Origin of the sequence: Gordonia sp. (in: high G+C Gram-positive bacteria), from assembly GCF_047600385.1 — a bacterium.
In the GTDB taxonomy this organism is placed as follows: domain Bacteria; phylum Actinomycetota; class Actinomycetes; order Mycobacteriales; family Mycobacteriaceae; genus Gordonia.
On sequence record NZ_JASGKZ010000001.1, the window covers coordinates 1,313,828 to 1,339,031 of the forward strand.

Annotated in this window: 19 protein-coding genes and 1 pseudogene; 15 read left to right on the top strand and 5 right to left on the bottom strand. The window is 66.6% G+C overall.

Annotated elements, in window-relative coordinates; all coding sequences use genetic code 11:
* Positions 1-356 precede the first annotated feature (356 nt).
* The 3 genes from QM809_RS05715 (at position 357) to QM809_RS05725 (ending at position 3,043) form a co-directional block, all read left to right on the top strand.
* Positions 357-1,766, top strand: a complete 1,410-nt coding sequence (locus tag QM809_RS05715) for a phosphatase PAP2 family protein (RefSeq protein WP_415044849.1) — start codon at positions 357-359, stop codon at positions 1,764-1,766.
* 11 nt (positions 1,767-1,777) lie between these two features.
* On the top strand, positions 1,778-2,413 hold the full coding sequence (locus QM809_RS05720; protein ID WP_415044850.1) for a DUF305 domain-containing protein: 636 nt from the start codon (positions 1,778-1,780) through the stop codon (positions 2,411-2,413).
* A gap of 63 nt (positions 2,414-2,476) precedes the next feature.
* Complete coding sequence (locus QM809_RS05725; protein ID WP_415044851.1) at positions 2,477-3,043, top strand: HdeD family acid-resistance protein; 567 nt, start codon at positions 2,477-2,479, stop codon at positions 3,041-3,043.
* A gap of 43 nt (positions 3,044-3,086) precedes the next feature.
* Here QM809_RS05725 and QM809_RS05730 read toward each other — a convergent pair whose 3' ends face one another.
* Positions 3,087-3,644 (bottom strand): hypothetical protein, encoded by a 558-nt coding sequence (locus tag QM809_RS05730; protein WP_415044852.1) that lies wholly within the window; start codon positions 3,642-3,644, stop codon positions 3,087-3,089.
* Between the two features lie 131 nt (positions 3,645-3,775).
* Here QM809_RS05730 and QM809_RS05735 point away from each other — a divergent pair, with 131 nt between their 5' ends.
* The 5 genes and pseudogenes from QM809_RS05735 to QM809_RS05755 all read left to right on the top strand — a co-directional run bounded on the left by QM809_RS05735 (position 3,776) and on the right by QM809_RS05755 (position 9,225).
* Positions 3,776-4,678, top strand: coding sequence for a cation diffusion facilitator family transporter (locus QM809_RS05735; protein ID WP_415044853.1), 903 nt, complete (start codon positions 3,776-3,778; stop codon positions 4,676-4,678).
* A gap of 17 nt (positions 4,679-4,695) precedes the next feature.
* Positions 4,696-5,085: a DUF5709 domain-containing protein gene (locus QM809_RS05740; protein WP_415044854.1), complete on the top strand. Its 390-nt coding sequence runs from the start codon at positions 4,696-4,698 to the stop codon at positions 5,083-5,085.
* Between the two features lie 3 nt (positions 5,086-5,088).
* On the top strand, positions 5,089-5,637 hold the full coding sequence (locus tag QM809_RS05745; RefSeq protein WP_415044855.1) for a TetR/AcrR family transcriptional regulator: 549 nt from the start codon (positions 5,089-5,091) through the stop codon (positions 5,635-5,637).
* Positions 5,638-5,757: 120 nt separating this feature from the next.
* A pseudogene (gene pta / locus QM809_RS05750) lies at positions 5,758-7,873 on the top strand (phosphate acetyltransferase).
* A gap of 146 nt (positions 7,874-8,019) precedes the next feature.
* The gene (locus QM809_RS05755; RefSeq protein WP_415044856.1) at positions 8,020-9,225 is read left to right on the top strand and encodes an acetate kinase; all 1,206 of its coding nucleotides are present in this window, start codon (positions 8,020-8,022) and stop codon (positions 9,223-9,225) included.
* A 661-nt stretch (positions 9,226-9,886) separates the two neighbouring features.
* Here the strand turns inward: QM809_RS05755 and QM809_RS05760 are convergent.
* Positions 9,887-12,217, bottom strand: coding sequence for a DEAD/DEAH box helicase (locus QM809_RS05760; RefSeq protein WP_415044857.1), 2,331 nt, complete (start codon positions 12,215-12,217; stop codon positions 9,887-9,889).
* 214 nt (positions 12,218-12,431) lie between these two features.
* Here QM809_RS05760 and QM809_RS05765 point away from each other — a divergent pair, with 214 nt between their 5' ends.
* Both QM809_RS05765 and QM809_RS05770 read left to right on the top strand, forming a co-directional pair.
* On the top strand, positions 12,432-12,635 hold the full coding sequence (locus QM809_RS05765) for a cold-shock protein (RefSeq protein ID WP_415044858.1): 204 nt from the start codon (positions 12,432-12,434) through the stop codon (positions 12,633-12,635).
* A gap of 169 nt (positions 12,636-12,804) precedes the next feature.
* Positions 12,805-13,386 carry a hypothetical protein gene (locus tag QM809_RS05770; RefSeq protein WP_415044859.1) on the top strand — a complete coding sequence of 194 codons (582 nt, stop codon included), beginning with the start codon at positions 12,805-12,807 and terminating at the stop codon, positions 13,384-13,386.
* Between the two features lie 48 nt (positions 13,387-13,434).
* On the opposite strand, the gene QM809_RS05775 is transcribed toward QM809_RS05770, so the two are convergent.
* Positions 13,435-14,022: an LppP/LprE family lipoprotein gene (locus tag QM809_RS05775; RefSeq protein ID WP_415044860.1), complete on the bottom strand. Its 588-nt coding sequence runs from the start codon at positions 14,020-14,022 to the stop codon at positions 13,435-13,437.
* A gap of 295 nt (positions 14,023-14,317) precedes the next feature.
* Between QM809_RS05775 and QM809_RS05780 the strand changes: the two genes are divergently transcribed.
* Together QM809_RS05780 and QM809_RS05785 are read left to right on the top strand one after the other, a co-directional pair.
* Positions 14,318-15,700, top strand: a complete 1,383-nt coding sequence (locus QM809_RS05780; RefSeq protein WP_415044861.1) for a PIN-like domain-containing protein — start codon at positions 14,318-14,320, stop codon at positions 15,698-15,700.
* 8 nt (positions 15,701-15,708) lie between these two features.
* Positions 15,709-17,076, top strand: coding sequence for a hypothetical protein (locus QM809_RS05785; RefSeq protein ID WP_415044862.1), 1,368 nt, complete (start codon positions 15,709-15,711; stop codon positions 17,074-17,076).
* 111 nt (positions 17,077-17,187) lie between these two features.
* On the opposite strand, the gene QM809_RS05790 is transcribed toward QM809_RS05785, so the two are convergent.
* The gene (locus QM809_RS05790; protein WP_415044863.1) at positions 17,188-18,156 is read right to left on the bottom strand and encodes a GIY-YIG nuclease family protein; all 969 of its coding nucleotides are present in this window, start codon (positions 18,154-18,156) and stop codon (positions 17,188-17,190) included.
* Between the two features lie 231 nt (positions 18,157-18,387).
* On the opposite strand from QM809_RS05790, the gene QM809_RS05795 reads away from it, so the two are divergent.
* Positions 18,388-18,909 carry a hypothetical protein gene (locus QM809_RS05795; RefSeq protein ID WP_415044864.1) on the top strand — a complete coding sequence of 174 codons (522 nt, stop codon included), beginning with the start codon at positions 18,388-18,390 and terminating at the stop codon, positions 18,907-18,909.
* A gap of 20 nt (positions 18,910-18,929) precedes the next feature.
* Here the strand turns inward: QM809_RS05795 and QM809_RS05800 are convergent, their stop codons facing one another.
* Positions 18,930-19,670: a hypothetical protein gene (locus QM809_RS05800; RefSeq protein WP_415044865.1), complete on the bottom strand. Its 741-nt coding sequence runs from the start codon at positions 19,668-19,670 to the stop codon at positions 18,930-18,932.
* Positions 19,671-19,798: 128 nt separating this feature from the next.
* On the opposite strand from QM809_RS05800, the gene QM809_RS05805 reads away from it, so the two are divergent.
* Both QM809_RS05805 and topA read left to right on the top strand, forming a co-directional pair.
* Positions 19,799-21,307, top strand: a complete 1,509-nt coding sequence (locus QM809_RS05805; RefSeq protein WP_415044866.1) for a serine/threonine-protein kinase — start codon at positions 19,799-19,801, stop codon at positions 21,305-21,307.
* Positions 21,308-21,921: 614 nt separating this feature from the next.
* On the top strand, positions 21,922-25,122 hold the full coding sequence (gene topA, locus QM809_RS05810; RefSeq protein ID WP_415044867.1) for a type I DNA topoisomerase: 3,201 nt from the start codon (positions 21,922-21,924) through the stop codon (positions 25,120-25,122).
* Positions 25,123-25,204: the final 82 nt, after the last annotated feature.

Consider the following 25,204-nt stretch of genomic DNA (forward strand, 5'->3'; position numbering starts at 1 on the left):
GCAAGTTACTTGCCGGTAACTGTTGACACACCATACTCCCGAAGAGTGAGGGGGACAACCCGTGGGGGTGTGGCCGCGCTTACAATTGCAAGCATGGCTGTGAGCTGGTCTTTCCCGGCTTCGGTTCGGGTGTGCGGGGTCGTCGGGGAGGTCTTCGACGGGAGTGTCGAGGACGGTCGGGGCGTCCGCCGGCGCCGCTGCTCCGGTGGGCATCGCGGGGTCGGCACGACTCGATTCCGGTCCCGGCGGAGACGTGCTCCGACTCGCCCGGAGTCACGACGGGCGCGGCTTCCGGCCGGTCCGCAGAAGTCCGCGGGTGCCCCGATCTGTCCGATTCTTCGAGTACTCTGAGCCGGATGACGACGTGGTGGACGCACGTCGGCATCGTGGTGAACAGGAACTATTCGCGCCCGCAGGGTCTCCGGGCTGCACGACCGCAGGAGCAAGACGACGTGAGTGTGAACAGCCCGGCTTCGCGGGCCGACGGGGCGGACCCGGTCGACGATGCCGCTCCGGCCGTGACCGGGGAGGCCGCGATCGTCGAGGGCGGCGGTCGAAGGGATCCGGGGGAGCCCGGAGCCGCAGGGCCGCGGGCCGGCGAGAACGAGGAGCCGGCCGCCGGTGCGAAGGACGCCGTCGAGAAGGGAACCGACGGCGCCGCCCCGGACGAGCACGCGCCGATCGAGGTGGTGGACGAGACCAATCGCAAGCTGGTCTGGATCCGCCGCGCCCTGCTGCTGGTGTGGTTCAGCGCGATCGCCTTCGAGATCTTCAACCGGGGCATCGCCTTCGACCGCACCCGACTGATCCTCTACCTGGCCTTCGGCATGGCCGCGGCCACCATCGGTCGGCGCCGGGCGATCACCGTCATCATCGACTGGCTGCCCTTCGTGCTGATCCTGATGCTCTACGACTGGACGCGCAACGTCGCGCTGTGGCTGGAGATGCCGACGCACTGGCATCTGGCCGCAGACGCCGACGCCTGGATGTTCGGGGTCAACCCGACCGTCTGGCTGCAGTCGCAGATCAAGATGCCCACGCCGCCCTGGTGGGAGATCTTCGTCAGCTTCGTCTACATGTCGTACTTCATCGTCCCCTATGCGACGGCGGCGGTGCTGTGGGTCAGGAACCGGGCGGTCTGGCGTCGTTTCGCGGTCTGCTTCATCGCGACCAGCTTCATCGGCCTGATCGGATACACCCTGGTCCCGGCCGCTCCGCCGTGGGCCGCGGCCAAGTGCACCGCGGCCGACGTGCAGGGCTTCCCGCACGACCCGCCGTGCATGTACCGGCCCGAGGGGCCCGTTCCGGGCAACATCCTCGGCCAGGTGGAGCCGAAGCAGGAGGGCGCGGCACCGTACGTGGAGCGCATCTCCGCCCGCGGCTGGAACGTGCTGGGCATCGACCAGGCCGAGAAGCTGATCAAGGGCGGCCAGGGCAAGTCGAACCTGGTGGCCGCGATCCCGTCGTTGCACGCCGGTCTCACCATGCTGCTGGCCCTGTTCATGTGGCCGCGGACCAAGGCGCTGGGCCGAACGATGTTCATGGGTTACGCGCTGGTGATGGCGTTCGCGCTGGTCTACACCGCCGAGCACTACGTCTTCGACATCCTGATCGGCTGGCTGCTGGCCGCCACGGTGGTCGGCACGGTGACCTGGGTGGACAAGCGCTACATCCAGCCGCGCAAGAGGGCCCAGGCCGAAGAGGAGGAGGCCGAGCGCGAGGAGGCCGTCGCCGAAGCGGTGGCCGACGGCGTGCTCAGCCGGTAGGAAGTGGAGACATGATGAAAACAATGTTCAATCGACGGCGTCTCTCCGCCGCAGCCGTGGGAATCGCGGCGACCGCGCTGCTCGTCGCCTGCGGATCGTCGGACGACTCGACGTCCGACGACCACGCCGCACACGACGCCCACGGCCACTCGCATGCGCCGTCGGCGGCGGCGACCTCGGTGGCGCCGCAGACCGTTGCGGCCGACGTCGAGTTCGCGACGATGATGATCCCGCATCACTCGCAGGCCGTCGAGATGGCCGATCTGGTTCCGTCGCGGACGAAGAACGCCTGGCTGACCGGGTTCGCCGACGAGGTGAAGAAGGCGCAGCAGCCGGAGATCGATCAGATGAGCGCGGCGCTGAAGTCGTGGGGGAAGCCGGTGCCGAGCGTCGACGCCGACCACTCCGGGCACCAGATGGAGGGCATGATGACGCCCGACCAGATGGCGGGTCTGGAGAAGCTGTCCGGTGCGGAGTTCGACCGCGAGTGGATCACCATGATGATCGCGCACCACCGGGGCGCCGTCGCGATGGCGAAGACCGAGCTCGCGCAGGGGCAGAACCCGGACATGCGCACGCTGGCGCAGGAGATCATCGATTCGCAGACCGGCGAGATCGCCGAGTTGGAGAAGCAGCTCAAGGGCTGACCCGCTCGACGTCGTGCGGGAAGAACCGCCGTCCGGACGTGATGCCGGGGCTACGCTTTGCCCATGATCAACAACGACCTCCGTCCCGCGCTGCCCGCCGAGGCGGTCAACGCCGTCCGTTCCGGCGTCGTCTTCGTCTCGGTCCTCGGCATCGTCCTGGGCGTGATGATGATGGCGTGGCCGGCCGTCACCGTCTTCGTCGCCGGACTGCTGTTGGGCATCTCGCTCATCACCGTCGGCCTGTTCCGGCTGTTCTTCGCCTTCTCGACCACCGGGCTCGGCACCGGCATGCGGGTGTTGATGCTGGTCCTGGGCGTCTTGATGGTGGTGTGCGGCGCGATCGCCGTCATCAGCCCCGGTGAGGCCTGGTGGATGCTGGCGACGTTCATCGGCATCGGATGGATCTTCAACGGCATCCAGGACCTGGTCGGCTCGGGCACCGGACTCACCCTGGCGCCGCGGTGGCTGGGCATCGTGGGCGGCCTGATCTCGGTGTTCGCCGGCATCGTGCTGCTGGTGATGTCGCCGATCGACACGCTGCCGACCCTGATGTGGGTCCTCGGCCTGATGCTGGTGATCACCAGCATCGTCACTCTGGTCGCACTGCCGAAGAAGGTGCCGACCGCCTGATCCGGCCCGGCCTGATCCGGCCAGGAGCCGGATCGGGCTCGACTCACACCGGCGTCGCGCCGCCGAGATCGATCGACGGCGCGGCGTCGTCGTTCCCGAGCCGCTTCGCCAGATTCCGGAACGATTCGGCGAGTTCGGTGGTGTGGGTCAGGGCGATCCCGGCGAGGGCGTCGACGGAGTCGTCGGCCAGGCGTCGCGTGTGGACGGCGGCGGCGCCGAGGAGTCGTCGTGCCGTGGCCAGATCGGTGTCCCAGACGGCGTCGGCGGTCCGGACGTAGAGCGCGACGGCCGCGTTCACCGCATCCAGGTGCACCATCGCCCACGCCCAGTGCTCGGCGACGTCGACGGTGTCGGCCTCGCCGCGCCCGTGGGTGCGGACGTACTTGGCGTGCAGTTCACGGCACAACAGATCGGTGTCCTGCCAGAGCTGGAGGGGCCGCATGCAGCGGACGCTCCAGTGCAGGGCCCGCAGATACTTCACCGAGTAGGGGCCCTCGCGGCGTGCGCGCACCTCGCGAAGCACCGAGAAGTCCGCGAGTGCATGGGTGTACTCACCGGCCGTGTAGAACTCGTGGGCCTGAGTCTCCAGCTCGTCGAGCATGCCCCCACGATGCTCCTTCGACGACGACGATGCGCGCGAATCGCGAACTTACCGGGAGGTAGTGCCGGATCGGTGGCCGCGCCGACGGGCCGGCGCGGGCGACCGGCACGGAACTGCGAGAGGATGCCGACATGGAGAACGCTCGAGGCCAGGACCTCAGTCGCTGGGCGCTGCTCAGCATCGCGACCGCGATCGCCACCATCGCGTTGAAGGCCGGCGCGTGGCTGCTCACCGGATCGGTGGGTCTGCTCTCCGATGCCGCCGAGTCCGTGGTGAACCTGGTGGCCGCCGTGGTGGCGTTCGGAGCGCTGCGCATCGCCGCACGGCCGGCCGACGACTCGCACAACTTCGGACACGCCAAGAGCGAGTACTTCTCCGCGGTGATCGAGGGCGTGATGATCGTCGTCGCGGCCGGACTGATCGTGTACACCGCGATCGAGCGGCTGCTGCATCCGCGGGAACTGGAATCTCTCGGGGTCGGCCTGCTGATCTCGGTGGCGGCGGCCGCGTTGAACGGCGGGGTCGCGCTGCTGCTGTTGCGGGCGGGCCGGGCCCACCGGTCCATCACCCTGGAGGCCGACGGAAAACACCTGATGACCGACGTGTGGACCACGGCCGGGGTGATCGTCGGGGTCGCGCTGGTCGCGGTCACCGGCTGGACGCGCCTGGACGCGGTGGTCGCCATCGCGGTGGCGGTCAACATCCTCGTCGTCGGATTCCTGCTGATCCGGCGGTCCACCGCGGGGCTGATGGATGCCGCGTTGCCCGCCGCCGACCGCGCGGCGATCGACGACGTCCTGGACCGCTTCCGGGTCGACGGCATCGCCTTCCACGACGTCCGGACACGGGAGTCGGGTCGGCTGCGCTTCGTCCAGCTGCACATGCTGGTGCCGGGCGACTGGACCGTGCGGCGCGGGCACGACCGCGTCGAGGACGTGGAACAGGCGTTGCGCGAGACGCTGCCCGATCTGGTCGTGACGATTCATCTCGAACCGGTGGAGGATCCCCGCGCGTACGAACCCTGGCGTCGCTGAGTCGATACAGTGTCGGCATGAGCGATTCCGACGATGCGTTCGACGGCGACTACCAGTCCGAGCAGCTGCAGCCGGAGGAGACCCTGGCCGACGGCGAGCTGACCGACGTGCTGGACCGGGGGTACTCGCCGCCCGATCGTCGGCCCGTCGAGCACCCCGACCACGAGGACCTGGACCGGCGGCTGGCCGAGGAGGAGCCCGAGGTCTACGACGCCGAGGACGGTTCCGATCCGGACTTCCCGTCCGACGGCGAGGCGGGCGCCCGCCGTGCGGGCCGCCTGGTGGCGCCCGACGAGGGCACCGCGGCGGACGTCGACGCGCAGATGCTCGCGCACGACACCGGCGTCGACGGCGCGGGCGCCTCGGCCGAAGAAGCGGCCATGCACGTCATCGACGACTCCCGGTAGCCGATGGACAGTGATCGATTGGTCGACGTCGGCGTCGGCTTGATCGCGAAGGTCGGCGCACGAGCGTTGAGTCTCACCTCGGTGGCCCGGCAGGCGGGGGTCGCCCGCGCCACCGCGTACCGCATGTTCGGCGGCCGGGATGCGCTGGTCTCGGCCATCGTGCAGCGTGAACTCGGCCTGATGCGCGTCAAGATCGTCGAGTGGGGCGCCGACGAGCCCGACGTCGCGAGCCGGGTGCACAGGCGCGTCGTCGAGGCCCTGCGGTACATCCGCGAGCACGACGCGCTGCAGTACGTCCTGGCGAACGAGCCCGAGGTGATCGTCGGCTCGCTGGTCACCGCCCGCGACGCCGAGGGGCCGACGCTGATCGAGATGATCGTCGAGGCGACCCTGGAGGAGCTCGACGACGACGAGGCGCAGACCCTGTACCCCGACGCCCGCGGCGGCGTCGAGATGATGGTGCGCACCGTCTACTGCTGCATGCTGGTCCCGCAGAGCGCGCTCACCGACGACCAGATCGCGAACCTCGTGGTCCGCGCCGTCGTCCGATAGCACCGCCGTCGTCCGAGAGCACCGCACCGGCCGGCGGCACCCGGTCCGCAGGTCCCGCTTTCGCCGACGGGCCCGTCGGCGATCCGGTGGGCGCGGCCGTCTGCGGGTTACCCTGATCGCATGACGGGCAACGGGGACTCGGGCACACGTGCCATCTACATCGCGTCGGCGGAGGGTGACACCGGCAAATCGACCGTGGCGCTGGGTGTCCTGGTGCAGCTCGCCGCCACCGGCGGCCGGGTCGGGATCTTCCGCCCCATCTCGCGTGCCGCCCCCGGCAAACGCGACTACGTGCTCGACCTCCTGATCGAGTACACGTCGGTCGACGTGCCGTACGAGGAGTGCATCGGCGTCACCTACGACGACGTCCACGCCGACCCGGAGGCGGCCATCGCCGAGATCGTGACCCGCTACCACGCGGTCGCCGAACGCTGCGACAACGTGCTGATCCTCGGCTCCGACTACACCGACATCGCCGCGCCCTCCGAACTCGGCTACAACGCCCGGATCGCCGCCAACCTCTCGGCGCCCGTGCTGCTGGTCGTCAAGGCCCTCGACCGCACCCCGAGCGAGATCAAGTCGCTCGTGGAACTGCTCGAAGGAGACATCGCGTCCTCCCACGGCACCGTCGTCGGCGTCGTCGCGAACCGTTGCGAGGCGCACCAGCTGGCCGAGGTGGTCGCGGCGATCACCGAGACCGGGGTGCGGGCCTGGGCGCTGCCGGAGGAGCCGCTGCTGTTCGCGCCGACCATGGGAGAACTCGCCGAGGCGCTCGACGCGAAGCTCTACAGCGGCGACGAGGACCTGCTCGATCGCGAGGCGATCGACGTGATGGTCGGCGGCATGACCGTCGAACACATCCTCGAACGACTCAACGAGTCGACGCTGGTGATCGCCCCCGCCGACCGCTCCGACGTGCTGCTGTCGCTGGTCAACGCCAACGCCGCGCAGGGCTTCCCGCGGCTGGCCGGGATCATCATGAACGGCGGCCTCAAACCGCATCCGATGATCGACGCACTGGTGAAGGGACTGCGGCCGACGCTGCCGATCCTGCAGTGCGAGTACGGCACGTACGAGACCGCACGACGCTGCGCCTCCACGCGCGGCCGGATCACCGCGGGCTCGGTCCGCAAGATCGACGGCGCGCTGGCCCTCATGGAGAAGCACATGGTGGCCGAAGGGCTGTTCACCGAGCTGAACCTGCACCCGTCCGAGGTCGTCACCCCGCAGATGTTCGAGTACCAACTGCTCGCGCAGGCCAAATCCGACGTCCAGCACATCGTGCTGCCGGAGGGCGACGACGACCGCATCCTGCGCGCCGCCGGCCGGCTGCTGCGCCGCAACGTGGCGCGGTTGACCATCCTCGGCCAGGAGGACTCGGTACGACGCCGCGCGGAGGAACTCGGGATCGACCTCTCGGCGGTCGACATCCTGGATCCGCGCACCAGCCCGCTGGTCGAGGAGTTCGCCGGGATCTACACCGAACTCCGCAAACACAAGGGCATGACGCTCGACCGCGCGCAGGAGATCGTCCGCGACGAGTCGTACTTCGGAACCATGATGCTGCACACCGGCATGGTCGACGGCATGGTCTCCGGCGCCGTGCACACCACCGCGCAGACCATCCGGCCGGCCTTCGAGATCATCAAGACCCAGCCCGGCGTGTCCACGGTGTCGAGCGTGTTCTTCATGTGCCTGGCCGACAAGGTCCTCACCTACGGCGACTGCGCCGTGCTGCCCGACCCCACCGCGGAGGAGCTCGCCGACATCGCGATCTCGTCGGCGGGCACGGCGTCGTCGTTCGGCATCGAGCCGCGGATCGCGATGCTGTCGTACTCGACGGGCGGCTCGGGCAGCGGCGCCGACGTCGACAAGGTGCGCACCGCCACCGACCTGGTGCGCGAGCGGGCGCCGGAACTGCTGGTGGAGGGCCCGATCCAGTACGACGCCGCGATCGACCCCTCGGTGGCCAGCGCCAAGATGCCCGGACTCCCCGGTCGCGGGCAAGGCGACGGTGCTGATCTTCCCGGACCTGAACACCGGCAACAACACCTACAAGGCCGTGCAGCGCAGCGCGAGCGCGATTGCCATCGGCCCGGTGCTCCAGGGTCTGAACAAACCGATGAACGACCTCTCGCGCGGCGCCCTGGTCTCCGACATCGTCAACACCGTCGCCATCACCGCGATCCAGGCCCAGAACATCAAGAAGGCCAAGGCCGCCGAAGACGCCGACTGAGATGCCCGGTCACGCGGCTCCACCTCCCGCCGGGCCCGTTCCACCGGTCGAGTCAGCTTCGGCGGTCGAGTCCACTTCGGTGGTCGGGCCCCTCTCGATGGTCGAGCGGAGTCGAGACCACCCCACCCCATGAACGAGGAGACCCCATGACCGAGATCGCCCCCGGAGCCGTGCTCGTGATCAACGCCGGCTCGTCGTCGTTGAAATATCAGCTCGTCGACCCGCGCACAGAGCACGTGTACGCCGACGGCCTGGCCGAGCGGATCGGTGAGGACGCGTCGCGGATCAAACACGTCGCGGGCGGGAACGAGCGCACGGTCGACACGGTGCTCCCCGATCACCGCGCGGCCATCGAACACGTCACCGGGCTGCTCCGCGAAGACGGACTCGACCTGGAGTCCGCGGAACTCGCGGCGGTGGGACACCGAGTGGTGCACGGCGGCCGGAGCTTCTTCGCCCCGACGGTGATCGACGAGCGGGTGCGCTCGGAGATCGCGCGACTCGCGCCGCTCGCACCGCTGCACAATCCGCCGAACCTGATCGGCGTCGAAGCGGTCTCGTCGCTGCTGCCCGACGTCCCGGCCGTGGCGATCTTCGACACCGCCTTCTTCCACGACCTCCCGGAGGAGTCGGCGACCTACGCGCTCGACGCCGACGTGGCGCGCGAGTACGCGATCCGCCGGTACGGCTTCCACGGCACCAGCCACCAGTACGTCTCGGCGAAGGCCGCGGAGTTCCTCGGCCGACCGGTCTCCGAGGTGAACCAGATCGTGATGCACCTGGGCAACGGGGCGTCGATGTCGGCGGTGCGGGAGGGACGGCCGATCGACACCTCGATGGGCATGACCCCGCTCGAAGGACTTGTGATGGGCACCCGCACCGGCGACATCGACCCCGGGATCGCCTTCCAGCTCGCCCGCGTCGCCGGGATGAGCATCGACGAGATCGACCACCTCTACAACAAGCGGTCGGGCCTCAAGGGGCTCTGCGGCGACAACGACTTCCGCTCGGTGCTGGAACGGGTCGACGACGGCGACGAGGCCGCGACGCTCGCGTACAAGGTGTACCTGCACCGGCTGCGGCACTACCTGGGCGCGTACATGATCGAACTCGGCCCGGTCGACGCGATCGTGTTCACCGCGGGCGTCGGAGAGAACGCCGCCCGCGTCCGTGCCGACGCGCTCGCGCACCTGCAGACGTACGGGATCGAGATCGATCCGGAACTCAACGCGGTCCGGTCGCCGGAACCGCGCCGGATCTCCACGCGGTCCTCCCGGATCGAGGTGCTGGTGGTGCCGACCAACGAGGAGCTGGCGATCGCGCGGCAGGCTGTCGCGCTCGTGGCCGAGTAGATCGGAGACCGCCTGGCCCTGGGTGGGGCGGGGTAGGACGACGATCTTCGGTCTCACTGGTCCTCGCCACGCGACTCGTGCCGAGAGAGCGCGCCCGCACCCGGATCGGCGCGTGTCGTGCGGAGACGTTCGACGCGAAATCGTCGTCCTACCCCTCACCCGATGCCAGAGGGCGCTGTGCGATGCCTGGATCGGTGTGGCCGGGTTTCTAGGGCGTGGACCATTCGGTGGTCTTCTTTCGCCGGTCGAGTGGTCTGTTCTCGGGACGGTCTTCTCTCCGCGGCCGAGTGGTCTGGTCTCTGGGTTGGTCTTCTTTTCGCGGTCGAGTGGGCTGGTCTTTGGGGCGGTCTTCTTTCCGCCGGTTGAGTGGTCTGTTCTCGGGGGGGACGGTCTTCTTTCGCCGGTTGAGCCGGGGAGGAACGCAGTGACGAGCCGTGTCGAAACCACCCTTTCCGGGGACCGGGACCCTTCGACTCGCCGACTCGCCGACTCGCTGCGCTCACTGGCGGCTCAGGGATCGGCGGTACGCGGCTTGGTGTGTTCGTGGTCGGCTCAGGGACCGGTGGTACGCGGTTTGGTGTGTTCGTGGTCGGCTCAGGGACCGGTGGTACGCGGTTTGGTGCGTTCGTGGGCGGCTCAGGGATCGGCGGGGAGGTCAGGGTTATCCGTCGAACAGCCTTTTCAGCAGGCGCAGGGTCTTGATCGCCGCCGCCTTGTCGAGCGGCTCGTTGCCGTTGCCGCATTTGGGGCTCTGCACGCACGACGGGCAGCCGGATCGGCATGCGCACCCGGACACCGCGGCGAGCGTCGCGGCGATCCAGGGGCCGAACGCCTGGTGGCCGCGCTCGGCGAAACCGGCGCCGCCGGGGAAGCCGTCGTAGACGAAGATGCTCGGCAGCCCGGTGCCCGGGTGCGCGTTGGTGCTCAGCCCGCCGATGTCCCAGCGGTCGCAGGTCGCCACCAGGCCGAGCATGCCGATCATCGCGTGCTCGGCGGCGTGCAGCGCTCCGGGAAATTTGTCGGGGGCGATCCCGGCCGCGATCAGCGCCTCCGGTTCCACGGTGACCGTCACCGATCTGGTCTCCAGCCGCTCCGCAGGCAGGCTCAGCGTCACCGAGTCGAGGATCTCCCCGGACAGCGCCTTACGCAGGTAGCCGACCACCTCCTCGGTCACCAGGACGTCGGCGAATCCGACGGTGAGCGGGCCGAAGCGTCGTCGTTCGAGCACCTTCAGCACCTCCACCTCGCTCACCTCGCGGACCGAGGTGGTCCAGTCCGGTTCCTCGGGGTGGGCGAAGGCCAGGAACTCGTCGAGGTCGAGGTCGTCGATCACGAAGCTCTCGCCCCGGTGCAGGTAGACCGCGCCCGGGTGGACGCTGCGTTTGGCGCGCGCGGAATCGACGGTGCCCAACAGCCGCGAGGTGGTGGTGTCGACGATCAGCACCTGCCCGCCGATCCCGCCGCGGATGTCGATCTCGGCCCACGGTCCGCCGTCCCCGGAGATCGTCGACGGGGCCGGGTACCAGCCCGCCTTCCGGCGGCGGAGCAGACGTTCCTCGGTGAGCCGGGCCACCACGTCGTGTGCGCCGAACGCCTCGACGTCGTCCTCGGTGAGCGGCAGTTCCGCCGCCGCGCACAGCAGGTGCGGGCCCAGGATGTACGGGTTCGACGGGTCGGTGACGGCGGCCTCCACCGGGCGGTCCAGCAGCGCTTCGGGATGGTGGACCAGGTAGGTGTCCAGCGGATCGTCGCGCGCGACCAGCACCACGAGGGAACCCTCGCCGCGTCGTCCCGCCCGCCCGGCCTGCTGCCAGAACGAGGCGACGGTCCCGGGATAACCGGCGACGATCACCGCATCCAGGCCGCTGATGTCGACGCCGAGTTCGAGTGCGTTGGTGGTGGCGACACCGAGGAGTCCGCCGTCGGCCAGGGCGCGTTCCAACTTGCGTCGGTCGTCGGCCAGATAGCCCGCGCGGTAGGCGGCCACCCGGTCGACGAGCGTCGGCGCGGCCTCGGCGAGGAGCTGCTGTGCGCGGAGCGCGGTGATCTCGGCGCCGCGCCGACTGCGCACGAAGCACAGGGTGCGCGCGCCCTCGATCACGAAGTCGGCGAGCAGCCGGGCGGCTTCGGCGGCGGCGGGTCGTCGTACCGGGGCGTCGTTCTCGCCCTGCCGGTCGTCGAGGAAACCCGGTTCCCACAGAGCGACGGTGCGTTCGCCGTGCGGGGAGGTGTCGGCGGTGACGGCCTCCACCGGGCGGTTGATCAGTCGGGAGAGCGCCTCGGCGGGATTGGCGACGGTGGCGCTCGCCCCGATCACCACCGGGTCGGCGCCGTACCGCCGGGCCAGGCGGAGCGTCCGCTGCAGCACCAGCGCGGTGTGCGAACCGAAGACGCCCCGATAGTGATGACATTCGTCGACGACGACGAACGCCAGCCGGGAGAAGAACTGCCGCCACTTCGCGTGCGTCGAGTCGATCCCGATGTGCAGCATGTCCGGGTTGGTGAAGATCCATCGCGAGTGCAGCCGCGCCCACTGCCGGAGCTCGGTCTCGGTGTCGCCGTCGTACACGGCGGGCTGCAGGCCGCCGAACTCCTCGCGGCCCGCGACGAGCCGGGAGACGGCGCGCAGCTGGTCGGTGCCCAGGGCCTTGGTGGGGGAGAGGTAGAGCGCGGTGGTGTTCGGATCCTGCACGAAGCGGGTGAGGATCGGCAGCTGGTAGGCGAGCGACTTGCCCGAGGCCGTGCCGGTGCAGATGTTCACGTGCCGGCCGGCGGCGGCGTGCTCGGCGGCCTCGATCTGATGACGCCACGGGCGGACGATGCCGCGCTCGGTGAACACCTCGCGCACCGCGTCCGGAACCCATTCCGGCCAGTCGGTGAACTCCGCGGTCCGGGTGGGGATCACGGCGGTGTGGGTGAGGGGACTCTCGTCGGCGGGCTCGCCGGCGAGGGTGCGGCCGAGCAGCTCGGTGCCGTAGGTGGACTGCGCCATCGATCCCGCCCTCGCTCGTCGTCGTTCCCCGACGTTCCATGGTAGGCGCCGGAGCCGGGGAGGCGCCTCCCCGGCGAGCGGCTTCGCGGTCTGTGAGTCTGCGCTCCTCGGAGTGTCACGACCTCGGGAAACCTGGTTAGCTAGGTCTCGGTCGTAGACCGCCGACGCGAGTCCTTCGCTTCGGCAGGAGTGTGTCAGAAGAGGGATGCAGCAGATGGCGCAGGGAACTGTGAAGTGGTTCAACGCGGAGAAGGGCTACGGCTTCATCGCACCGGACGACGGGAACCTCGACGTGTTCGTCCACTACACCGAGATCGAGGGCGACGGTTTCCGCACCCTCGAGGAGGACCAGCGGGTGGAGTACGAACTCGGCCAGGGCGACAAGGGCCTGCAGGCCACCGGTGTCCACGCGATCTGAGCCCTGGTCCTCGACGGGTTGTCCGTACTGCGACGTACCGGGATCGGACCGTCGCGGTCCGCGCCGTCACCCCTGGTGGACGGTCGAGGACCGGGCCGCCACGTCACAGTCGGGACAAGGCTCGGGCCTGTCCGACGACGATCGCGGGGCGCGTCGTAGAGTCTTTCGGGTGAGCCAGTTCTCGTTGTTCTCTGCTGAGACGGAGGATCCCGCCATCAACGACATGGCGGGACTGCTCGCTGCACCGGGCCAGTCGCTGCACACCCCGTTCGGCGCGCGGATCTCGGTGGTGGTCGCCGACCGCTGGCGGGCCGAGGCGATCTGCGCCGAGATCGTCCCGACCGGGATCGAGGCGGAGGTGACCGAGTCCGAGGAGGGTTCGCCGCTGGCCCGCACCGAGGCGAACCCCCGACTGACCGCACTGCACCGTCGATGGTCCGCCGGTGCGGTCAAGACGGTGCCCGAGCAGTGGACGCCGTCGCCGCGCTCCCTGCGCCTGTGGGTGCTGGCCGCCGGCCGGCCGGAGGGGCCGCACTACGTGCTCGACCTGGATCCGCACGCCCCGGACACCCACGCACCGCTCTCGACCGCGCTGATCCGAGTCGGGATCGCACCGACGCTGGTCGGCGCCAAGGGGCGTCAGCCGTCCCTGCGGATCACCGGACGACGACGCCAGGCGCGCCTGCTGGAGATGATCGGCGTCCCGCCCGAGGACCCGGCGGCGGTCGCGGAGTGGCCGTCCGTCGATTAGGTCCGTGCCTCCGGGGCGGAGCACCCGTCGAGTGGTTTCAGAGTTTCTCTACAGTTCGCAGCCGGCGAGTTGAGCGAGCCGGTCAGGGATGTCGCCGCTCTTGACGAGTGCGTCGTTCTCCCACCGGAAAGTGACGGTCGCGCGGCCGCTCATGCCGACGCTGGAATCGCCCTGCTCCGGGTAGCGGTAGGTCACGATGACGGTGTCGAAACCGGAGGTCGTCACCTCTGCGATGGGCGGTGAGCATTCCGAGGCGGTGCCGATGAAATCGTCGTGGTGGAAGAGCATGATCGCGACCGGACTGGTGTTGGTGGGCATATCGGTGGTGGTCGTCGCGAAGCTGAGGGAGTTGCACGGTTCGAAGCCTGAGGTGTCGCCCGAGGACTGCCACGCCCAGTCGTTGATCCGGGGGAGGCTGGCGATCGTCTCGTCCACGACCTCCTGGTGATGTACGTGAGCACACGAGGTGTCGCTCGCCGGGACGACCTTGTACGCGGGGGTGCCGACATCGGCTGGGCCGGTGATCTCGATGGTATCCGGGGTCGACGGGGTGGCAGTGGTCGAGTGGTCGCCACAGGCAGTGAGGGCCGTCGTCGCGGCTGCGGTCAGGGCGAGTGCAAGGCTGATTCTCTTCACGGTTACTCCTCGATTTCGGGTGTGGTTAGAACGCTAAGGTGATCCGCACGCGCCGTAAACGGGGAGAACTCCCCACTGTGGGGACGGATGTGGTCGGCGCCAGGTGATTGGGGACTTCTCCCTGTTTACCACTCGTCGTGGTGCTAGTAGTGTTTTGCTGTACGGAGAGTCGATGCTCATGCCGAGGTGTGAGCAGAGGTGCCACCGTCCGGTCGGTGTCGACCGCGAGACTCGATAGAATCGAATGATCGCCCGGGGTGCCATGCCTCGAATTTTTCTGAAGGGGAACTGTAGTATGGCGGCGAATATCTACACGGACTTTTTTGAGCAATCCGATCCTGATCTGCATAACGATGTCGATACCGCCCGTGCGGCGCTGTATGCCATTGATACGAACATCCTCATCGACCTCTATCGATACAATGAGGACACCGCGCTTCAGTATCTCAAGGCACTCGGTGCGATGCGTGGAAACATATTTGTTCCGCACCAGACGATCAAGGAGTTTTGGGCGGTTCGGGATCAAGTGCGCCGCGGCACCGATCATGAAGCCTCCAAGGGGGAGGTTCGCAGTGCGGCTCGAAGTCTGAACAAGGCGGTGGAGAAGTGGGGTCGTCGATCCACTATCAATGGCAGTCCAGAGATCATCGCTCTGAAATCTGAGGTTGAATCCATTGCCGATAGGATCATCTCCTATATCGATGAGAATTCGACGCATCAGGTCAACGGTGAAACTGACTTCATTGTCAGTGGACTTTATGAAGCTCTGGGCGATCAGGTCGGGGAAGCGCCTACTGAACAAGAATTGACCAAACTTCGTTCTGAGTTCGAGGCTCGGATCAAGAAAAATCAAGAGACCCCGGGTAGTGCAGATCTCGATAAGGGGGCCGAGCGGGCGCCCGGTGATTACATCATCTGGCAGCAGTGTCTCGCCGAGGCCGCACGCCGATCGGCGAACGGTGAGCCCGTCGACTTGACCATTGCGACAAGCGAGACCAAGGGCGACTGGGTTCGGTCTGACAACGGAATTAATGCTGGCTCTATGGGTGATGGTCAGGTTTCCTCGCTGATCGGTTCCCCGCAGAAGCGGGCTCGCCGATATCTCGTCCGTGAATATCATGACAGGGTCGGTGGAACGCTTCGTCTAGTTGGGCGCGAAGGTCTTTTGGAAATCGCAGACAAGGTCTTCGAGGCGGCAGTTTCCGATGAGGCTAAGCAGCAGGTCCAGGAAACCACAGATGAGATCTGGACGTACTCTCTCGTTGAAACGTACATGGCTGATTTGAGGTCAATGAGGAGTCTTCCGCAATTGCGGGTGCTCATTGCGACTGCGGTTTCAGCTGCTACGGGGAGATTTATTGGGATATTTAAGTCTTCTGCGCTGGAACTGGCGAATCGTGAAGATCTCCGAGGATTCATCGGGGCATATCAGACTCCGCTCCGCCGTCGGTCGTTTGTGGAGTTGAATGAGAATGGAATTACGGATCCTCCGATCTCTTATTCTCGTGGAGATGAATCATTCGTCATGGATCAGTATGTTGCGCAACTAGTCATCGAAGTGGCGGAATCCAATCCTGTCTATGCTGCCATGCTCGATCAGCCGCGTAGCTGGGTGAAGAACTGGATTGCTGAGCAGGATAAGGGCTCGGAAATTAGTCGAAACGATGAAATGGAGTAAGGTTTCGCATGAATGGAAAATCCTCGTATCCTGATCAATATGCAGTGCTCCTCATGGATGTAGCACTGCCGGAGGAATGGGTAGAACTCACCGGCTCCGGCTGGTCCGCTGGTCCTCTTCCATTGAGCTACGTTGACCACAACGGCACCCGCATAGTCACAGACGGGGCTGCGCGCGCCACCAATTTTCCAGGTCATCTCGCTGACCGTCTATACGGTTCAAAAAATCGTGTGCATCAGGATTTTTCGCCGATCTCACTCGAAGAAATGGGGCTCCCACATGCTCATCTGATCGCTGCGGAGGTCATCAGAGTCGATACCGAACAGACGTCGCTTTCGGGTGATCGACATCCCGGGGTTGTGGCACTGCATTTGAAACTTATTGGACCGGACCCGGATGTCGCCGCCACCGCTGTGAAGGCTTTGGCGCGAGAGCGGAGCACCACCCGAATATCGGGCCGAGGGGCCGAGTTCCGTCGGTGGGTGGCGGCGAGCCATCCGAGCCTTCGGTGGGTGGAGTCGATGCCCTCATCCGACGACGATGCCGTTTCGCGGTTGACGATCTATCCGGTCGTGGTCGTCGAAGGAGAGTGTGGCTCTCCGGGTGTTTCTGCAGTATCACCTCACGATGACGACACCATCGGTTATCGCAATCTACTTCGATTGAGCCTGACATCGTCCGGACAGACTCTGCAAGACATGAGCCGCTCGGTTGAATCGATCACCTCCGACTACGAGCAGGTCCGGCACCTATCAAAAGATTGGTCAGCTCTGGTGCGCGGCACCGGTACCACTTTTCTCCTGCACTGCCCGCCTGGCACCGACTATCGTCCGATGGCACATGTCTACGCTCGAACGATCTATCTGGATGCATTGATTCTCGGACGGATCGAGATGATGGTCATCGACCTCCGCGAAAATGCCGTGCAGCAGGTGCGTCGAGCGATGGCCGGCGATGAAAACGAGCGGAAGGTGCTGGAAGATCTGGTCGTCATCGACGAGTCCTTCGTCTTCTTACGATCGCGGTATTGGATGCGCCGAGGTGAATCGGTCGGCCGCACCGCGCGCCTGCTGGAAGACTTTCAGGAGGTAACGGCCCTGCAGGCCGGGATAGTATCGATCGAGGAATCAATCGCGCACTTCTCCCGGATCGCTGAACGTCGGGTCGATATTCGTCGGGCGACGATCGATGAGCGGACCGGTACAGCGATCAACCTGATCACCTTCGTCGGTCTCCCCCTGGCGATCGTCTTCTCGCTTGGCGAGGCTTTGCCCGGCGACAACAGTTGGCCAAGAGTCGGAGTCCTGGTCTGTGTGACGATCCTCTTCTCGGTGCTGACTGTTTGGGGAGTCCGCAGGTATACAGGCCGTGAGTGATCACCTACAGACGAGTCCGAACAGATTGTCGGCCAGGCGGTGACATCACCGCCTGGCCGATGGGGGATTTCCGATGAGGCCTAGGTCGGATAGGCGACCGGCTTCCTCCCTTCAGTAGCGAATCAGCTTCACACCGCTGGCATTGCCCAGCATCGCCTGCGTCGGACCGATCATTGGAACAGTGTTCACCAGCGGATGATCGTTGACCGGCTCGGTGATCGGAACACCCCAGATATGACTCCGCTTGGAGTCGAATCCATAGTATTCCCATGCCCCTTCGGGGTTTATCCTCCATGCATAGCGGATGATCCTCCTTTTATCCTCCTTGACGCCGAGTAGAAGGTATCTCGGAGCCGTTTCCGGGTGGGCAAGCCACGTCGACATCTGGTCGATTCCGATCGGCCAATAACGTTGTCCGCGGCGGCGTGCCTCCTCGTCGTCCCAGGGCATGTGCACATCCCACCCACGACGCTCAGGTGCTTCACCGACCCACTTCATGGCGATGACTCGACCGGGTCCGTACCCTGCGATTCGCGCAGGTAACTCACCGTTGCTGTCGGGCACGTACCGGCCATCTCCGATGGGGTCGGTGTCGCAGGCGACGAGGATAGCGAGTTCCCCGTCACCGGAGCGATCCGTGACCTGAGTTTTCTCCACGGAGAGTCGGCTGATGTATTGCGGGAGCGGTTCGATGGCGATTCCGTGTCCTTTGATCCGATTGGTCAAAGGCGGCTTACCCTGGGCGATGCGTAGAGCGTTGATCGCCTCGATGGCGAAGGCCTCCACTGCATAGGCATCGGCTTCGATCTCGAAGCCTGCCGAGAGTTTCACAGTCCTAGGCTCATGTCCCTGTCGATACAGTGCCACGAGTCGGTCGAGCTTGGCGCCGTACTCGGAGTCGTTCGCCCGTTCGGATTCGGCTTCGTCTTCCAGGATCTTTCTGGCTTCTGCAGCGTGGGCTTCGCTCCGGCTTCCGATACCCTTACCCACGTAGATGACCGCAGACAGCTGATCGGCAAGCGTCTCGGTCTTCTCCGGCAGTTCTGTGGGATCGACGATCCCGTATACGTAGTACGTCATCCGACGTTCACTCCTTCGTGTGCTTCAACGGTGTGCCCCTTCGGGTTCAGGTACGGGCAGAATGCTAAATCCGTTTGCTCACACCGTAAACGGGGAGACCTCTCCAAGGGCGAAGGCGGGATGGCTGAGCAGTGGGGAGTTCTCCCCGTTTACGGTCGGTCTCGGTAATCGTAGTGTTCTGCCGTACCGAAAGACGATCAATCGTCACCGACCACGAGAGGACCAACGACCATGCACACCACTTCCACACGAGCCACGATGTTCACACAGGTTACGATGGGCTTGGCCTTCAGCATCGCAGCTTTCGCCGGCACGGTGGTGACCACTGCGGTGGCTGGCGCGGAACCGGACTCCGACCTCCCCGTGATCGCCGACGTCGATCCCGCTGATTACGCCCAACCTGGCATTGACGACTACTACTGGTGGACCAACCCTGACGGCCGTGCATGCGCTGCGTCGTCGACCGGCGTCTACTGCTCGGTGATCTTCCCCGATGGTACGCCGGAAGTCTCCACCGACGGCTTCAGTGGGCCGCCGAACAGCATTCGGCTGACCGTCGACGGCACCGAGGCCCGGATCGGCGAAAGCGGCCGCCCAGGCGCACCCGCACTCGAGGCCGGCTACCGCATCCAGTTCGGGGACCTGTCGTGCACGGCGGCCGCTGACGGTGTCGCGTGCGAAGGTCCGGGCGGAGGTTTCTCGTTCCTCGGCGGCGTCCTGACTCGATACGGCACCGAGATCTCAGCGAACTGAGTACGGGCCTGACCCGGTGGTCAGAACGATGACGTGTCGGGTTCTGGGCCGTCGAGAAGACGCAGTGACTTCTCGGTGATCAAACGGGTGTGGAGCGCGTACTCCACAAGTCGAGTGCGTCGATTCACGGCGAGGCCCTTACCGCCGCCGACCAGGCCAGCGACACCGTCGTCGGCGAGTCGCGCGCAGAGGTAGTCGAGTTTGCGATTGGTCTTGGTCGTCGGCCAGCCGAGTCGGTCGGCAACGGCCTGGATCGATGGGATCCGGTCGAGGCCGGTACCGGGGTAGCGCAGAAGCGGCTCGGCCATCGCGGTGAGCAGCAACAATTGTTCCGGATTCAGGTCGCCGGGCTGCGCGGTCAGGTCGCGTCCGTTCGGGGCAACGAACGTCGGAGGTTGCGGTGCCGCGGTGAGACGCACGCCGACCTCGTAGACCGTCGGCCCGGCCTCGAAGACGGCGAGCAGGCGGTCCGCCACGATCACGTCTGACGCACCCGATACCAGGATCGAGGGTGCGCCTGTGCGCTCATCGAGGAGTTTCACAGGTATCCGGCTGCCGACGTTGGAGATCCACCAGAGTCCGTGGTGGAAGGCAAGGTGGATCAGTTTCCGATGGAGGTAGGGGTTGTCGCGGAATGAGAGATCGCCGTCGCGACCGACGGTGAACGTCTCGCCGGGGAGGATCGACCGTTCAGTCCCCATGCGATCGTCGATCAAGAGCGACGGTGTGCCGTTCGGCGCCGGCGAGTACTCATGGGACACCCGTTCACCTGCCTTTCTTCGACTCGTCTCAGGGTCTGACTGTAGCGATCGGCGGTGTCTTGGCACTCACTCGGGGCGGATCTGGACGACGTCGGCTCAGATCGTCGCGCAGGGTATCCTCTGACGTCATGACAGGTGGGGGAGACCGGAGCGGGAGCGAACTCGGCCCGTACCGGTTGACCAGGCTGATCGGTCGCGGCGGGATGGGCGAGGTGTATGAGGCCGTCGACACCCGAAAGGGCCGGAGTGTCGCCTTGAAACTGCTCCCCGAGCATCTCGCGCACGACGATGATTTCCGAGCCCGGTTCCTCCGTGAATCTCGTGCTGTGGCTCGGCTGAACTCACCGCATGTGATCCCGATCCACGATTTCGGTGAGATTGACGGTCAGTTGTTCCTGGACATGCGGTACGTCGACGGCGATGACTTCCGGGAACTCTTAAGCACCGGTCGGGTGACCCGTGACCGGGCGGTGAGCGTCGTCGCGCAGATCGCAGAAGCCTTGGACTCTGCGCACGCCGCCGGGCTGGTGCACCGGGATGTGAAGCCGGAGAACATCCTCGTCGATTCGTCGGGCTTCGCTTATCTCGCAGATTTCGGTCTGGTCCGTGTGGCCGGGGAGACATCGTTGACGGCCACCGGCGCGCCGATCGGCTCGTTCAACTACATGGCGCCCGAACGGTTCCGCAATGGCCAGGACGTCGGTTCGGAGAGCGATGTGTACGCGCTCGCCTGCGTGCTGTACGAGAGCATCAGCGGGCAGCGGCCGTTCGGCTCCGGGAGTCTGGAGCAGATCGTCGTCGGGCATCTGCAGGACGAACTGCCGTCGACCGGCACAGACTTCGATCCGGTGATCGCTGCGGGATCTGCCAAAGATCCTACTGAACGGTATCCCGGAGCGGGTGAGTTGGCCCGCGATGTACAGCGTGTGCTGGCCGGTGAGGGGCCGACCGGGCCGAGGACGCGGGTCGCCGATCAGTTGACAGTCATGACGCTCGCCCCGTCGTCCGGGCGATTGCCGTCGGAGGATCTGGAGAAGACAATCTTTCCTGGCGATTCGGGGGCTTCTCGGCCATCGCGGTCGCCGGTGCTGCGTACCGGGATTGCCGTGGTCGTGGTCGCGGTGCTCGCTATCGTCGGTTACGGGGTGTATCGGTTGACGGTGCAGGAACCGGTGCGAGATACCGAGATGGTTGCGGCACTCTCGACGTCGACGACCGCTACGACCGCTATGTCAACCTCGACGTCAGTTGAGAAACTGCAGGGTGACCTGGGAATTCAGGGTAGGAAGATGTCCACCGAGTCATGCGACGGCCGCGGTGCGATACTCGTCAAATTTAATTCCGATACCGGAGTCCCCGAATTGGCGCAGTCTGAGATCGCTGGGGCGTTCGAGAACTACCGGGGCACCGAGAACTATCAGAACCTCAGGTACATGCGCACAGACCAGTTCCTGATCGACGGAGGCTCTCGACTCGGACCGTGCCGGTCGATCCGTGATGTGTCCAACGGAAACCTGATCTACATCGTGTATCAGCATTTCCCCACTGTGGAACAGGCCTGTGCCGCCGAGCCGCCGGACGATTCGTATGTGCGGAAGCTTGACCAGAACACGCCGGACAATATCGACCCGTGCTGACTGAGCGCGAGCGTTCGGTGAACCGACCAGAGAGATCCTCAGACGGCGGACGTGTGTCGGCTCAGCCCACACACGTCCGCCGCCTGAAGACCCTTACGTCCCTGCCGGACGACTATGGAACGCAGAGCAACAGCCGGTGTCCGGCAGGCCGAAACGCTGTTGGTTTCGATGATCTCGTTGTCGGACCCAGAGGTGGGTGTGCACCGCGCGGCAGGCCATCCCGACGTTGGGACCGCCCGGATACGGAAAACGGTTAGGTCACGACGTCGTCGCTGCTCGCGACTCCCGCGATCGACATGGCATTCGGCGGCGGTGCCGAAGTTCTCGGTGTCGGGGCACGTCCCACAGGGTTCGGGAGAGGGGCGGACTTGAAACGGCTGATCACACGGGTCACGGCGGAATCGTCCGTCGTATCGCAGGTGGGAGTCGAGGTGGAGGCGGTGGCCTTGGTCGTTACGGTCGCTGGTATCGGGATCGCATCAGTCGACCGCTCCACCCGTGGTCGGGCTCAGCGGGTGGGACCGGAGCGCGCCCCGAGATCTCCCGATGTGCAGAAGACACCATATATAAGGTACAACGGCAACGAGTAGCGATTCTCTTACCGAAGGGCACCCGTGGCCGCCACCGATACCGATTCCCCCGCCGTGCGGCGCCTCGTCATCGTCGAGTCGCCGACCAAGGCCCGCAAGATCGCGGGCTACCTCGGCGGAAACTACATCGTGGAATCCTCCCGTGGACACATCCGTGATCTGCCGCGCGGTGCGGCCGATGTGCCCGCCCGATACAAGGGGCAGTCGTGGGCGCGGCTCGGCGTGAACGTCGACGAGGGCTTCGAGCCGCTGTACGTGGTGTCCGCGGACAAGAAGTCCACGGTCACCGAGCTGAAGTCGCTCCTGAAGGAGGTCGACGAGCTCTACCTCGCCACGGACGGCGACCGTGAGGGGGAGGCCATCGCCTGGCACCTCCTGGAGACGCTGAAGCCGAAGGTCCCCGTCAAACGGATGGTGTTCCACGAGATCACCGAGTCGGCCATCAAGGCCGCCGCCGCGAGCCCGCGCGACCTCGACATCGACCTGGTCGACGCCCAGGAGACCCGCCGCATCCTCGACCGCCTGTACGGCTACGAGGTCTCGCCGGTGCTCTGGAAGAAGGTGATGCCGAAGCTGTCGGCGGGCCGCGTGCAGTCGGTCGCCACCCGCATCATCGTCGACCGCGAGCGCGAGCGGATGGCCTTCGTCTCCGCCGGGTACTGGGACATCTCCGCCGTCATGGACGCCGGTGAGGAGGCCTCGCCGCGGCGGTTCGCCTCGCGTCTGTTGTCGGTGGACGACGCCCGCGTGGCCGCCGGCCGCGACTTCGGTCCGGACGGCAGGCTGAAGAAGAGCGACTCGGTCGTCGTGCTCGACGAGGCCAAGGCCACCGCGCTCGCGGCGGGCCTGCGGAACGCGCAGCTCACCGTCACCTCGGTGGAGGAGAAGCCGTACACGCGGCGACCGTACGCGCCGTTCATGACCTCGACGCTGCAGCAGGAGGCCGGCCGCAAGCTGCGGTTCTCGTCCGACCGCACCATGCGCACCGCGCAGCGGCTGTACGAGAACGGCTACATCACCTACATGCGTACCGATTCGACGACGTTGAGCGAGTCGGCGATCACCGCGGCCCGCAACCAGGCGCGCGACCTGTACGGACCGGAGTTCGTGCACCCGACGCCGCGCCAGTACAACCGCAAGGTGAAGAACGCGCAGGAGGCGCACGAGGCGATCCGCCCGGCGGGCGACACCTTCCGCACCCCCGGCCAGCTGGCGTCGTCGTTGAGCACCGACGAGTTCCGCCTGTACGAGCTGATCTGGCAGCGGACCGTCGCCTCGCAGATGGCCGACGCCAAGGGCACCACCATGAGCCTGCGGATCGGCGGCACCGCCGCCACCGGCGAACGGGTGGTGTTCTCCTCGTCCGGCCGCACCATCACCTTCCCCGGCTTCCTGTCGGCGTACGTCGAGAGCGTCGACGATCAGACCGCGGGACAGTCCGACGACGCCGAGAACCGCCTCCCGAACCTGCGCGAGGGGCAGGCGCTGACGGCGGCCGAGCTGACCGCCGACGGACACACCACCAACCCGCCGGCCCGCTACACCGAGGCCTCGCTGGTCAAGGTCCTCGAAGACCTGGGCATCGGCCGGCCGTCGACGTACGCGTCGATCATCGGCACCATCCAGGACCGCGGCTACGTGGTGAAGAAGGGCAACGCGCTGGTCCCGTCGTGGGTGGCGTTCGCGGTGGTCGGGCTGCTGGAGGGCTACTTCGACAGCCTGGTCGACTACGACTTCACCGCCTCGCTCGAGGACGACCTCGACCAGATCGCCGGCGGCGACGCCGACCGCACCGAGTGGCTCACCGAGTTCTACTTCGGCCGGGAGGAGGGCGCCGAGGCCGCCCGCGACGACGACGCCGCGCACACGATCGGCCGTCTCGGCGGTCTCAAGAAACTCGTCGGCGTGAACCTGGAGGGCATCGACGCCCGCGAGGTGAACTCGATCCGGGTGCTCGACGATGCGGAGGGCCGCCCGGTCTACGTGCGCGTCGGCCGGTTCGGCCCGTACCTGGAGCGCAACGTGGCCGGCCCGGATGCCGAGCCCGATCTGCAGCGCGCCAATCTGCCCGCCGACATGACGCCTGACGAACTCACGCTGGAGGTGGCCGAGAAGCTGTTCTCCACCCCGCAGGAGGGGCGGATCCTGGGCGTCGACCCGGTGAGCGGTCACCAGATCGTGGCGAAGGAGGGCCGTTTCGGCCCGTACGTCACCGAGATCCTCCCCGAGCCGCCCGCCGACGACGAGGGCGGCGGTACGGCGCCGGCGACCATCCCGCAGGGGCCCACCCCGCGGGGCGGCCCCTCGACGCCGCTCGGGACCGGCGGAGAGACGGTGTCCGGCGGCACCGGCGCTCCGGCGGGTGACGCGGTGGTGGCGCTGGACGAGGTCGAGGGCTCGGTGGCCACCAAGGCGCCGGCCAAGAAGACCGCGGCGAAGAAGACGGCCGCGAAGAAGGCCGCCGCCAAACCGAAGCCGCGCACCGGTTCGCTGCTGCGCAGCATGGACATCGCGACGGTGACCCTGGACGACGCGCTCAAGCTGCTCTCGCTGCCGCGCGTGGTGGGCACCGACCCGGAGAGCGGTGAGGAGATCACCGCGCAGAACGGCCGCTACGGCCCGTACCTGAAGAAGGGCACCGACTCGCGCTCCCTCGCCGACGAGGAGCAGATGTTCACGGTGACCCTGGAGGAGGCGCTGAAGCTGTACGCCGAGCCGAAGCGGCGCGGTCGTGCGGCGGCGGCTCCGCCGCTGCGCGAACTCGGCGACGACTCGGCCAGCGGCAAGCCGATGGTGATCAAGGACGGCCGGTTCGGCCCGTACGTCACCGACGGCGAGACCAACGCCAGCCTGCGCAAGGGCGACGAGGTGGCCACCATCACCCCGGACCGGGCGATGGAGCTGCTCGCCGAGCGGCGTGCTCGCGGCCCGGCCAAGAAGGCGACCAAGAAGGCCGCGAAGAAGACCACCGCCAAGAAGACCGCGACGGCCACCAAGACGGCGGCCAAGAAGACCGCGACGAAGACCGCGGCGGCCAAGAAGACGGCCACCAAGACCGCCGCCGCGAAGAAGACCGCGACCACGGCGCGGAAGACGGCGGCGAAGAAGACCGCGACCACGACGGCTGCGGCGAAGAAGACGGCGGCCACCAAGACGGCGGCCAAGACGACCACCGCGCGGAAGACCGCGGCGAAGAAGGCCGCCGCGCCCTCCGCCACCGACTGATCGACCGTACCGGGAGACGTATCGGCCCGGAGTCGTGCGCGAGGACTTCGCGGGCGGCTCCGGGCCGAACGCATCCGGTGTC